Source organism: Granulicella tundricola MP5ACTX9 (genome assembly GCF_000178975.2).
In the GTDB taxonomy this organism is placed as follows: domain Bacteria; phylum Acidobacteriota; class Terriglobia; order Terriglobales; family Acidobacteriaceae; genus Edaphobacter; species Edaphobacter tundricola.
In genome coordinates, this window is record NC_015064.1 from 1301645 (window position 1) to 1314779 (window position 13135).

Here is a 13135-nt window from a genome sequence, read left to right on the forward strand (position 1 = left end):
TGGAAAAGGCGGGTTAAATGCAGATGCGAGAGCTTTGCGGCTCTCGCATCCTTGTTTGCGCTGAAGTAGCTCTTAGGGCTGCGGGTTCGGGGGAGTGGTTGGGGGTGGCGTTGGCTGGGTTGGCTTGGCCTTGCCTTCGCCGGCTGCGGCGGTGGGGGCGAGGGCCGGGTTGGCCGTGGGAGCGATATCGGGCGGCGGTGGAGGTGCCTCGGGCTTCTTTTCTTCGAGACGCTTCTTCGGCTGCCTGGGCTCCTTGGGTGCTCCCTTGACCTTCTTGACCTTGACCTTTTTGACCTTCTTTTTGGGGCCGGTGTCGCCGGAGAGCCCGAGGGGGGTGGCCTGGGTCTGGGCTGCGGCCTTTTCCTCGTCGGTCATGGGAGCTGCCTGGGCGGCTACCTTTTCCTTCTCCCTGGCGCTGACCTTGGCTACCTTCTTCTCCTTGTGCTCGACGGCACGGGCGGCGAAGCGGGTCTTGGTCTTGGGGCCTGCCTTGGCTTCGAGCGGATTGGCGTCCGTGTCGGCGGGTTGGCCGCTGGTGCTGAGAGAGTTGCTGTCCGAGGCCATGACGGCGCCGGGAGCTACCGATCCGCCTGCGCCGGAGCCCGGGGTTGCAGGGGTGGTGGCTGCGGGAGTGGTCTCCGCCTGCTCGTTGCCGGCAAGGGCGGTGCGAGGAGCTTGTCCGAAGCGTACCTTCTCGCGCTTGGCACCCTTCTGCTTCTTGCCTGGCTTGGAGCTAGCGGGGATGACGGCGAGACCGGTCTTCTGGTCGACTGGCGCGGCTTCCGCTCCGGTGAGGGTGCGGCCGCCGGTGGTGTCAGGGGACGAGACGACAGGCTTGGAGGCAGCAGCTGCGGGAGCGGCGGCAGACGCGGTGCTGAAGGCTCCGTGACGATCAAAGCGGGCCTTGTTCTTGACCTTCTTCTTTTTGACGACGGGGGGAGCGTAGGCGGTGAAGACGGGCTTGCTCTCCTTGGCACTGGCGCCGGAGTCGATGAAGCCGGGCTGGATGTCGACGTAGGCGTTCTCACGAAGCTTGGTGAGGTAGGCGCGCAGGGCGGGCTGCATGGCGTTCATGTAGAGCGCTTCCTGGATCTGCGGCTCTACGTCCTTCATGGGGGCGGCACCGGGCTCCTGGTGCTCATTGACCTTGAGGATGACGAAGCCCTGGCGGGTGCGGATGGGCTGGGTGGATTCTCCCGGCGCGAGGGCAAAGGTCTGGTCTTCAATGACCTTGGCGAGGGCTCCACGCTTGAAGAGGCCGAGCTCTCCGCCCTGGGCGGCGGTGGGGCCTCCGGAGTTCTTCTTGGCGACTTCAGCGAAGTCTCCGCCCTTCATGAGTTCGGACTTGAGGCCGTTGGCCTTGGTCTCGGCCTGCTCGATCTCTGCAGGGGATGCGGTGTCTGGAAGGGGAACGAGGATCTCGCTGAGGCGGACCTGCTCGGGCTGCTCGAAGTCCTTCTTGTGGGCCTCGTAGTACTTGGCCTGCTCTGCCTGGGTGGTCTGGAGGCGGCGGCCGACTTCATCACGCACGACCTGCTGGGTGAGGATCTGGTTACGGATCTGAGCCTTGAAGTCCTCAAAGCTGACGCCCTGCTGGCGCGCGGCCTTTTCAAGGTCATCCATGGAATCGAGCTTGTTTTGCTTGCGGATGTCGTCGAGGCGGCGGATGACTTCTGCGTCGGCGTTGAGGCCTAGCTCCTTGGCCTTGGAGAGGAGGAGCTGCTGGTCGATCATGTCGCGCAGCATGTCTTTCTGGCGGGAGGCGAGATCGGCCGGGCTGAGATTCTGCTGGGCGGACTCCTGCTCAAGCTGCTCTTCGGAGCGATCGACGTCACTGCGGCTGATGATCTGGTCGTTAACGCGGGCGACCACGTTTTCCACGACGACGCCGTGGGGGGATATGGCTGGGGGAAGCGGCGGAAGGTTGATCTGCTTGACCGGCGCTTCCACGGCTCCGCTGCCCTGGTAGCGGGGAGCCTTGACGATCTGGGCGGAGGCTGCCGTGAGGCTGGATACTGCGAATGCAGCGGCAAAGACAGCGATGCGCAAGGTGCCGCAGCGCCTGCCGAAATCAAATCTTTTCTCGTTCAAGGTCAAAGCTCTCTCGCTTCCTTCAATGGGGAAAACCCGTGTTGCGGTGGTGCTGATGTGCTGTCCGGCCGCTGAGTCGCCGCTGCTTAGACGCAGGGGAGCCTACGGATGGTATCCGGTGACGTTATTCTACCTGTGTTGTGAGGTGGAAGTCGCGTGGGTGGAATACGGGTGCCGAGTTCCGGGTGGGCGTGTACCGGCTAACCCCTGCCTGCTATACTCCGTCCAACACCGGACGTGGTTAAACGCCGGGATTTGTACGCTCTTTGTTTGCCTGGATTCTGTTCTTCACGCTGTACTTCAAGGAAACCGACCTGATGGCTCCAACGACACGCCGCACTCTCTTTTCCGTCACCGTCTTCCTGGCTACCTGCGGGATTGCGGGCTCGTTTATCAGCCAGAAGGTTTCAGCGCAGACTGCGGGGGACGAGAGCACACTGCGCGACTCGCTGAAGAGCTTTACCAGCGTGTACTCCGTGGTGGAGCAGAACTACGCCGAGAAGATGGATACGGACCGTACCGATAAGGCGATCTACGACGGCGCGATCCCTGGGATGCTGCATACGCTGGACCCGCACTCGAATTTTTATGATCCAAAGGCTTATGCGCAGATGCGCGAGGATCAGCATGGACGCTACTACGGCGTGGGCATGACGATTCAGCCACAGTTGATCGACGGCTCCATGAAGATCCTGGTGCTGTATCCGTTTGAGGGGACGCCGTCGTTCAAGGCGGGGATCAAGCCGGGCGACATGATTCTTTCTGTCGACGGGAAGACGACGGACGGGATGGACTCGACCGCGGTGGCGAATATGTTGAAGGGACCGCGCGGCACGCATGTGCTGGTGACGATGATGCGCGAGGGTAAGGATAAGCCGATGCAGTTCGACCTGGTGCGGGATGAGATTCCGCGGCCTTCGGTCGATCTGGCGTTCCTGATCCGTCCGAACGTGGGCTACATGCACGTCACGAACTTCCAGGAGACGACCGGGCGTGAGGTTGGCGATGCGCTGGACAAGTTCCAGGCAAGCGCTCCGCTGAAGGGACTTGTGATCGACCTGCGGGCGAATCCGGGCGGGCTGCTGAACCAGGCTGTCGATATGGCGGACAAGTTTCTGAAGAAGGGGCAGATTGTCGTGTCACAGCACGGGCGCGTGGCGCAGGACCAGGTTTATACGGTCTCGCGCGGTGAGCAGGGAGCTGAGTATCCGGTCGTGGTGCTGGTGAATCGGAATACGGCTTCTGCGGCTGAGATCGTTTCGGGCGCGCTGCAGGATCATGACCGTGCGTTGATTGTGGGCGAGACGACGTTCGGCAAGGGACTGGTGCAGACGGTGTTCAACGTGAGCCAGAACACCGGGCTGGCGCTGACGACCTTCCACTACTACACGCCGTCAGGACGTCTGATTCAGAGGCCGTACGACAACATGAGCTTGTACGACTACTACTATGTGCGCGATGCTTCGAACCCGAAGAGCAATGCCAACCGCGAGGTGAAGCTGACCGACGCCGGACGTACGGTTTACGGCGGCGGCGGGATTACGCCCGACGATCACATCGACCAGATCAAGGGCAATCACTTTGAGAACACCCTGCTGCAGCACTATGCGTTCTTCAACTTCTCCAAGAAGTACCTTTCGACGCACTCGGTCGCAAAGGACTTTGAGGTGGATGACGCGACGCTGACGGATTTCAAGGCGTTCCTGAAGGCTAAGAATGTGGACTACACGGAAGCGGACTTTACGGCGAACCTTTCATGGATCAAGGACTCGATCAAAAGCGACCTGTTTACGTCACAGTTTGGGCAGATGGAAGGCCTGAAGGTGAGGGCGGAGTGGGACCCGCAGATCCAGAAGGCGCTGGGGTTCCTGCCGCAGGCGCAGGCACTGCTCGATAACCCGAAGGGCAAGGCGGCTGCTACGACGACTGCCAGCCGGTAGATCGATTCAAAACATGAGAAGGGCCGGAGAGGAGAGATCCTTTCCGGCCCTTTTATTTTTTGGAGTGAGCTTTATGCGGTGTGAAGAGCGGTGTCCGGGGTAGAGCCCTTCCGGCTCAGTAACAGGGCCGCGATCAGGAAGTAGACGGCACCGAAGATGGCATAGCCGCCCAGATCTTTCACATGGATCTTCTCCTGCAGGCCTCTGATGAGGAATGCCGTTCCTGCGAGCGTCGATTGAGCGCCGCTCAGAATCATGGCCCACTGGCCCTTCGCAGAGCGGCGGCGGGCGATGCCGACGCCAAGCTGCAGAAGTCCTGCCAACAGAGCCCATAGGCCAAAGAGAGCGACGGCATACCGCACCTGCACGCTGCCCAATATGCCGACGGCGATCGCGGTTGCGGTGCCGAGGATGGCGTTCGTGAGCAGAAGCGACCGCGATTCCGGCTGGGGATTCGAGCGAATGTCTCGGATGGTGCATACGACGTCCCACAGGGGATACAGGACTACGAGGGCTACCGCGAGGTTAGGCGAGGTGGAGGCTGTTGCGAGGACGGTGGCGGCCCACACGATCTGGACTACTGTCCGGCTGAGGTAAAGGTTGCGAAGGAAATGGTTTGCGGTTGAGGGGTTGAAGGTGGCTTGGTTCGTAGTCATGAGAGCGCTCCTGCATTTCTGGTTTATTAGTTATCTACTAGTTGGTAGATATCAAGTTCAAAAAATACCTGAGGCGATGTTGGTTCGCCTCAGGAAAGCCGTTGCAGTGTCGCGTTTACGATCTGCGCGAATACTTTGGGGGATTGGTAGGCACGGGCAGAGATCATTGCGCCATGTACGGTGGCCATCATGAACTCTGCTTCGTCGGAGGCAGTCTGTGTGAGGTGGATGCTCTTTTGTTTTGCCCCAGCCTCTAACGTTTGCTGAAGCCAGCGGTGCAGATCAACGAAGTGCAGCCTGACCTCCGCCGCGACCTCCGATGGCAGCGACGGCAACTCAGCACCAAGCAGAGCAGCGATGCAGAATGGCTCCGTCTTTTTTTCTATGCAAGACTCCCAGTGGCTCATATAAGCCTTCAGTCTTTCCAGGGGGTTCGCGACGGCGTCGTTCAACGAAGCAATCCCTTCGCCCAGACGATGACGATGCTGCCTCAGTACGGATACGACCAGGATCTCCTTTGAGGGGAAGTGATGGTGGATTGTGGCTTTGCTCACCTTGACCTCACTGGAGATGTCGGCGTAGCTGAAGGCCGCGTAGCCTCGGTCCGCGATGAGGGCGTGAGCGGTGTCGAGGATTTTATCTGCGGTGGAGTTTGGCATCTTCATAGGTATAACCGACTAGTTGGTAGATGAGCAAGTTGGGCGGTTGGATGCAGGGAAGTGAATTTATTTGTAAAAAGATTGGAGCGGGAGACCGGGATCGAACCGGCGACATTCAGCTTGGGAAGCTGACGTTCTGCCACTGAACTACTCCCGCCCATAAGTTCAATCCGGTGTCGGATTGAACGGGGCGTATTGACCGAAGTACCTTCCACTTTGAGGATCGGGAGATGTGGTTGTAAACAACCTGAAATCCTCTCGACAGAGACCCGACCAAGCCCACTCATGCCAGGCAGGTCGCAAACATGGAACGTAACGCCGACTTGCTGAAGTATATCAGGGTGAAGGGAATTCTTTGCGCCGGTGTTAGCCGGGGTGTTGTTCCTCGCGGTGGATGCGGCTGCCGACGATGCGGGACTCCGGCGCGCTGGCACCGATGCTCCTGGTCTGCACCAGCAGCTCGAAGGGATAGAGCGAACCATCCGGCCTGCGTGCCTGCTGAAGGATCGGTTCCATCATGGTTTCATTGGCGAGAGTGTCTGCCGCAGCCTGGGTCGCGGCCATGTTGAGTCCCTGGATGATCAGGACGTGGCCCTCTCCGTCCAGGCTGGGCAGATAGTCGACCAGGCCGTAGGTCTTGTTTGCGGCTGTTCCATCTCCATTGTTGTAGGTCGCCTGCTCGCTGCGCTCGGGCTGCCTGTTGACGACGAAGGATTGATTGATCGCCGGGGTGTACTGCAGGACGAAGTTCATCCTGCCTTCGAACAAGGAGACCCAGGGGTTGCTGTGGGTGGAACCCAGCAGGATGGCGTTGGAGTGCTTGAGGTCCTCTGTCGTGATGCTCCGTGCGTAGCGAATCTCAGCCCGCACAGGATTGAACTCCGGCAGTTGGGTCAGGGTGGATGTGATGTTGAGATCGACGACGCTGGTATAACGCTGCTGACGGAGATCGTTGAAGTTCTCCAGACCGACGCCGGGCGGAGCCTTGATCTCTGAAAGATAGGTGCCGTTGGTGTATTCATCGAGCGTGACCAGATGGCCGGTGAGGTTCTCCAGGATGCCAAGTCCGCTGTCCGCGGGGACGATCAAGGTGTTGCGATCGTTACTGAAGAGCTGAAGCCAAAGCGCATGAGCTACTGCATGCTGCTTCTTTGCGTCAATGGAATGAGCAGCCAACCATCCACCGGATGCCACTGCAGCCCCTATGAGCAGGGACAGCAGACTAAAAAGCAACGTACGTCTCAGCGTAGGTGGATTGGCTGGAGCAGGTGGACTGATGACGATTGGGGCGGGCAACCGGTTCTTAATCTGCGCAGGGGGCTCCACATCGCTTGCGGCAGAGGCTTCCACGACGTAACTCTCGATGGCCTGATGCGTGTGGAAGACAGGGACATAGCCGCCACGCGGGATATGGAGCCGCAGGGGCTCGTTCTGGCCTTCGCCCTCAAAGAATTCGTCGAGGCGTTTGCGCAACATGCGCGCATAGCTGCGGACGATATTGTCTTCGCCGGGGTTATAACCGGGAGGGCGATTGAAGACCTGGGTGCCCAGGTGCTGCTCTGTCATCTCCCTGGCGGAGCCGGTCAGAAGTTGCTCGCAGACGTAGAGGAGAAAGCGCGGTAGGAACTCGGACTTGCTGAGCCCCTTGCTGGCTGCGATGCGCAACGCAAGCTGCCACTCGGCGCTGAAGCGTAGCTGATCCTCCAGCATCGAGGAAGGCTCGCGCAGGAGGAGGGAGGCGCGGTCTGGATCGGCGATCTCCGGGGTCGCAATAAGGATCGACCCCTCATGCGTCCCGGACGGGACATCCAAGTACAGCCCTCCACGACCGCTTTGCATGGGTTCAGCATAGCTGGGATGCATGAAAGTTCTGTGAATCGGAGAGGAGCAAAACATGGGGAAACGCTGGAAAGACGGAGGGGTGAGGCAGGGGTATGCACCCGGGGTACGAGCCCTGGCACCCTTTCTTTCTTCGCGAAGACAACGCCATGATCATTTCACGCAGCCAACGTGGCTTCTTCTCCGAGCTGGGCCGAGTCGCTCCCCAGCCACGTCGCCGCAATCCTCTCTATGTATGTCTGGAGTCCTTTGTGAAACGCTCTCTCGCCTCAGCAGCTACTGTCTGCTTCCTTGCGCTTAGCATCGCGCCGCTCTCCGCGCAGTTTGAAACGGCGTCCGTTCTTGGTTATGTTCATGACTCTTCCGGTGCCGCGCTTGCCGGTGCCAATGTCACGCTGGTCAATGTCGCGACCAAGGTGACCGTCACGGTGAAGACTGACGCCCAGGGCGCTTACCAGTTCACGGACGTGAAGATCGGCCAGTATGAAGTCGACGCCGACGCGCAGGGCTTCAGCAACGGAGCGACGGCCCCCTTCGCGGTCCAGGTCAACGCACGCCAGCGCGTGGACGTCTCGCTCAAGATTGGATCTGCGGCCGACGCCGTGACCGTGACCGACTCCGCGGCACTGCTTGAGACGGAATCGAACGAGCGGGGTCAGGTGATCGGCACGCGCGAGGTCGAGAACCTTCCGCTGAACGGCCGCGCCTATGCGGATCTTGCTGCGCTGGTCCCGGGTGTGCGCCGGAACCTGCTTGAGAACAGCAGCGACTCCAGCCGCGACGCAACCTTCAACGTCAACGGCCAGCGCTCCGAGTTCAACAACTTCCTCCTCGACGGTCTCGATAACAACGCCTATGGAACCTCGAACCAGGGCTTCTCGAACCAGTCCATTCCTCCGTCGCCGGATGCGATCTCCGAGTTCAAGGTTCAAACCGATAACTACTCCGCCGAGTACGGACGCTCCGCTGGCGCCGTCATCAACGTCTCCATCCGCTCCGGCTCCAACGCCTTCCACGGCAAGGCGTATGACTATATCCGCAACACGGTTTTCAATGCCATCGGACCCTTCACGCCGCCCACCAACCCGCTGACCAGCGCGGCGCAGAAGCCGATTCTCATCCGCAACCAGTTCGGTGCAACGCTTGGCGGACCGCTCCGCAAAGACAAGCTCTTCTTCTTCGGAGACTATGAAGGCACCCGTCAGATCACGCACAACATCAACCAGGCCACCGTGCCCACCGCCAACCAGAACGGTACCAGCGCACTTGCGGTCAGCAACGGCGGATATACCTTCCTCAGTGCCGTCAACGGTGCCGATGCGGGGAACCCCGTCTCTATTCGCAACCCGCTCACCGGTCAGGTTTACGCCAACGGCGTCATCCCCTTCTCCGACCCCAGCATCTCCCCATTTGCCAAAGGCATCCTTGGCGCTTTGCCCAACGCAAACGTCGCCGGTTCACCGGTCGCTAACAACTACGCCTCGCTCCCTGCCGGCACCCTCGACGACAACAAGGGCGACGCCCGTGTCGACGGCGTCTTCGGCGCGAAGACCACCGCGTTTGTTCGCTACTCACAACACCAGGGCAATATCCTCTCGCCGCCCGTGATCCAAGGAGCGGCCGGTGGTAACAGTAACGGCTTCGTCAAGATCTTCAATCAGCAGATTGCCGGTGGCGTCACCCACACCTTCACGCAGAACTCCATCCTGGATGCACGCTTTGCGTTCACCCGCACGGACGGTGGCAAGAGCCCATACGGAGGCAACCTGCCGTCGCTGGAAACCGGTATCCCCGGGCTGCCGACGAACCCTCTGACCGTTCGCAGCCTGAACGTTCAGTCGGTCGCCAACTACTCGCAGTTCGGCAACCTGGGTTCGAACCCGCAGTTCCAGAACCCCTACGTGTTCGATCCGAAGATCAACTACACGTGGATTCACGGTCGCAGCACGTATAAGGCTGGTTATGAGTACCAGTCCATCTTTACGACGATCAATGACTTCAACCCGTCGTTTGGTCAGGACACCTACAACGGCAACTTCAGCTACAACGGCGCCTCCGCCTCCGCTCTCTCTGCCAGCGATACAGGCACCAAGGAAGCGGCGTCACTCTCTGACTTCATCTTCGGTGCACGCGATACCTATCAGCTCAACAACTTCGTCATCGTCAACCTCAACCAGCGCATGCACTACCTGTATCTACAGGATGACATTCGCGTCTCGTCCAAGCTGACCATCAATGCCGGTCTGCGGTATGAGCTTGTGACGCCGCAGTGGGAGTCCAATAACCTGCTTGCCAACTTTGATCCTGGCACGAACTCTCTGATCAAGGCGACCTCCGGTTCCATCTATAACCGCGCCCTAGTGAACATGCCCAAGCTGGACTTTGCCCCGCGCTTTGGCCTGGCTTACTCGGTGGACAATAAGACCGTCATCCGCGCCGGCTACGGTCTGGGCTACGCGCAGTTCAACCGTGAAGGCGGCGAGAACCTTCTGGTCTATAACCTCCCAGCCGTGGTCAATACCAACATCGTCCAGGCACCCATCAACGCCAACCCCGGCGTTACCGGTTCGCAGGCAAGGCTCGCCGTCTGCAACGCCACGCAGGTCACCGCTGTGTACGATCCCACGAACCCTACGCCGTGCTTCCGCACCTCCACCCAAGGCTATCCCACCAACTTGGCGAACCCGGCGAATGTGACTGCGGCTTCGAACCTCAATACTCAGGCTCGCTATCTGCCGAAGAATCTGCCCACCGGTTACGTGCAGAGCTACCATCTCACGGTGCAACGTCAGCTTGGTCCTTCCACTTCGCTTGAGGTCGCATACGTTGGTGAGCATGGTGTGAAGCTGCAGGTTCTGGCTGATTACAACCAGGCTCCGAGCAATCCCGTTACTGCAACCTGCAATGCCTCAGGTCTTCCGGGCTCCACGGGTGGCTGCCTTACGGTCGCCCAACGCCGGCCCGTGCAGAGCTTCACGACGATTGAAGAGACCCTGCCTCAGGGCTTCCTTTCGTACAACGCCCTGCAGACCAAGTTCGAGCATCGCACCGGTCACGGCCTGTACGTCCTGAATAGCTTCACTTGGTCGCGTGCGCTCGATAATGCGAGCGGTCACCTCGACACTAACTCCGGCGATAACTCCCGCATCAACCTGGCCAACTCGCTCGGTGAGCGCGGTGTCTCCGGCTACAACCAGCCACTCAGTGAGACCCTCTCCATCGTCTACGACCTGCCTTATGGCAAGGGACGCAGCTTTGGTGCCAATGCGCCGTTCGCTATGCAGGAACTCCTCGGCGGCTGGCAATTGACCCTCATCAACGACATCAACAGCGGTCTGCCCATCAACGTCATCTACTCTCCGAACAGCGCCCAGCAGGTGTCTACCATTCTGAATGTCCGGCCTAACCAGAACGGACCGGCGCTGCTGCCGAAGTCGCAACGCACGAAGACGGCCGGGAACCAGGGCTTGAACGTCTTCAACCTTGCCTCCTTCTCATTGCCCACCGTCAACCAGACCTATGGCAACGAGGGCCGAAACTCGGTTCGTCTGGACCCCTTCTATCAGACGGATCTTGGCCTTCACAAACAGTTCGCTGTGTATCGTGATCGTGTGAACTTTGACTTCCGGGCAGAGGCCTTCAACGTCTTCAACAAGGTCAACTACGCAACACCCTCAAGCACGACCTACAGCCCCGGCTCCACCTCCTTCGGCGTTCTTACCTCCGCCGGCACCTTCCCCGCGCGTATCCTTCAGTTCGCAGGCAAGGTGATCTTCTAAGCTGCTCCAGTTAGCCAGATGCGAAAGGGCGTCACTCCGTTGAGGGTGACGCCTGAGTACCTTTTCTTTCTCAGCCGTTAGCACCAAGGGAGAACATCATGCTCAACCGCCGCCAGTTCGCCACGCTCGGAACCGCCACCGCAGCCTCGCTCCTCACGCAGCGCCTGTGGGCGCAGCAGGCTCGCAAAGACCCCAACAAGTTTTACTTCGCTCTTGTCGCGGACAGCCATATCATCGACGACTTCTATGTGAAGGGTTCTGAGAACGGAGTGGAAGACAACGAGAGCATCCTCCTCACCACTCCGCGCCTTGTCTCCGCTCGCGATCTCATCAACTCGCTCAATCCCGCCATCGAGCAGGTCTTCCTCATCGGCGACTACTTCCATAACTACCCTTCCACCGACTACGACTTCTACTTCAAGAACACCACCCGCCTGGACCACGCCAAGACCATCACTGACGGCTTCAAGATGCCCGTCCACCTTGGCTTCGGCAACCATGACTATGATGTACACCGCGTCCCACGGGAGATGAGCAATCGCCTCTTCAAGGCCAAGTTCAACGCCGAGCCCTATTCAGTTCTGGACTATAAAGGTTACAAATTCATCCACCTGAATAACTTCCTGGGAAGCACGCAGGACAACACCGCCGCTGACTTCGATCCGCGCCGCGGCTCGCTTGGTGAGACCCAGCTTCACTGGTTTGAGGCTCAGCTTCAGCAGCATAAGCCGACCTTCGTCTTCATTCACTATCCGCTGGACCTCGATCAGCCGACCGAGTTTGCGGACTATGGACTCTATCCCCTATTGCAGAAGTACAAGGATACGATTCAGCTTGTTGTCTCCGGCCACAAACATAAGTGGATTGACAGTGCCCATACCTATGGCCCGCAGCACTACACCATGGCTGCCACCCGTTATGACCCCAACGCATACATGCTCATGGAAGTGGACACCAAGGCCAACACCTGGCGCTTCATGAACGAGTCACTCGTAGAGTGGTCCACACACTATGCAAAGCCTTATCGCGCCTGACTTTCAGCATTCAAAGGACACCTCCATGCGTCTGCCTCTGATCCTCCTCCTTGCAACCACCGCCGCCGCTCAGGCACCGCTGAAGCTCAATCAGATCCAGGTGATCGGCACGCATAACAGCTACCACGCCGGTATCGCCCCCAACGAGAGCAAGATCTGGCAGGCCAAGTACGCTGATGCGTACAAGGGTCTCGACTATCAGCACAAGCCACTGCCTGACCAGTTCGACGCGGGCGTACGCCAGATCGAACTCGACGTGTATGCGGATACCAAGGGCGGCCTTTATGCGCACCCGTCCGGCCCAACGATGACTGCCGCCGCTCACCTTCCGGCAGATCCGGAGTTCGACCCTAATGGCATCATGGCCAAGCCTGGCTTCAAGGTGATGCATGTCCAGGACGTCGACTACCGCAGCACCTGCCAGCCCTTTACCGCATGCCTGGAGCAGGTGCGTCAGTGGTCTCATGCTCACCCCAGGCACGTCCCCATCTTCATTCTGGTTGAAACCAAGCAGGGCAAGCCGCGCGGGGAACTGAAGCTCACTGAGCCCGAGACCTTTACCTCTGCGACCTTTGACGCGCTGGATGCTGAGATTCGTTCCGTGTTTCCGGCTTCGGAGCTCATCACTCCGGATGATGTCCGCGGGAAACACAAGACGCTCAACGAGGCCGTCCTTGCTGGTGGCTGGCCTGCGCTCGCCAGCGCACGGGGCAAGGTCGTCTTCCTGATGGATCAGCATCCGGTCACGCCCGTTTACCTGGAAGGTCATCCATCGCTGCGTGGACGTGTGATCTTCACCAACTCAGATCCCGGTCAGCCTGACGCTGCCTTCCTCGAACGCAATGAAGGTCCGGCTTCGGAGATCGAGGCGTTGGTGAAGCAGGGCTACCTCATCCGCGCGCGCACCGACGCCGACACGAAACAAGCCCGCACCAATGACACCGCACTGCGCGATGCCATGATGTCCAGCGGAGCGCAGCTTCTCAGCACTGACTATCCTGCCAATGAGCCCGCTCGCTGGCCTGGGAACTTCAGCGTCGCTCTGCCGAACCACGCTGTGGCTCGCTGCAACCCGATCAACGCTCCCAAGGACTGCGAGTCATCCCTGGAAGCCGATCCTAAGAACTAGCGGATTGC

At 59.6% G+C, this 13135-nt stretch carries 8 protein-coding genes and 1 tRNA gene; 4 read left to right on the forward strand and 5 right to left on the reverse strand.

Features of this window, described 5'->3' with window-relative positions:
• Window positions 1-72 precede the first annotated feature (72 nt).
• The gene (locus ACIX9_RS05590; protein WP_157477335.1) at window positions 73-2049 is read right to left on the reverse strand and encodes a peptidylprolyl isomerase; all 1977 of its coding nucleotides are present in this window, start codon (window positions 2047-2049) and stop codon (window positions 73-75) included.
• A 359-nt stretch (window positions 2050-2408) separates the two neighbouring features.
• On the opposite strand from ACIX9_RS05590, the gene ACIX9_RS05595 reads away from it, so the two are divergent.
• A complete protein-coding gene (locus ACIX9_RS05595; protein WP_041597461.1) occupies window positions 2409-4031 on the forward strand; it encodes a S41 family peptidase in 1623 nt (540 codons plus the stop codon).
• Window positions 4032-4102: 71 nt separating this feature from the next.
• Here ACIX9_RS05595 and ACIX9_RS05600 read toward each other — a convergent pair whose 3' ends face one another.
• The 4 genes from ACIX9_RS05600 to ACIX9_RS05615 form a co-directional block, all read right to left on the reverse strand.
• Window positions 4103-4687 carry a hypothetical protein gene (locus tag ACIX9_RS05600; RefSeq protein ID WP_013579506.1) on the reverse strand — a complete coding sequence of 195 codons (585 nt, stop codon included), beginning with the start codon at window positions 4685-4687 and terminating at the stop codon, window positions 4103-4105.
• An 89-nt stretch (window positions 4688-4776) separates the two neighbouring features.
• Entirely contained in the window at window positions 4777-5346 is a 570-nt protein-coding gene (locus ACIX9_RS05605; protein ID WP_198152161.1) for a TetR/AcrR family transcriptional regulator, read from the reverse strand.
• An 82-nt stretch (window positions 5347-5428) separates the two neighbouring features.
• Window positions 5429-5503: transfer RNA gene (locus ACIX9_RS05610), tRNA-Gly, on the reverse strand.
• A gap of 209 nt (window positions 5504-5712) precedes the next feature.
• The gene (locus ACIX9_RS05615; protein ID WP_198152162.1) at window positions 5713-7185 is read right to left on the reverse strand and encodes a hypothetical protein; all 1473 of its coding nucleotides are present in this window, start codon (window positions 7183-7185) and stop codon (window positions 5713-5715) included.
• Window positions 7186-7436: 251 nt separating this feature from the next.
• Between ACIX9_RS05615 and ACIX9_RS27885 the strand changes: the two genes are divergently transcribed.
• From ACIX9_RS27885 to ACIX9_RS05630, 3 genes are all read left to right on the forward strand, one after another.
• The gene (locus ACIX9_RS27885) at window positions 7437-10964 is read left to right on the forward strand and encodes a TonB-dependent receptor (protein WP_041597463.1); all 3528 of its coding nucleotides are present in this window, start codon (window positions 7437-7439) and stop codon (window positions 10962-10964) included.
• A 98-nt stretch (window positions 10965-11062) separates the two neighbouring features.
• Entirely contained in the window at window positions 11063-11998 is a 936-nt protein-coding gene (locus ACIX9_RS05625; protein WP_013579510.1) for a metallophosphoesterase family protein, read from the forward strand.
• Between the two features lie 25 nt (window positions 11999-12023).
• A complete protein-coding gene (locus ACIX9_RS05630; RefSeq protein WP_013579511.1) occupies window positions 12024-13127 on the forward strand; it encodes a phosphatidylinositol-specific phospholipase C1-like protein in 1104 nt (367 codons plus the stop codon).
• Window positions 13128-13135: the final 8 nt, after the last annotated feature.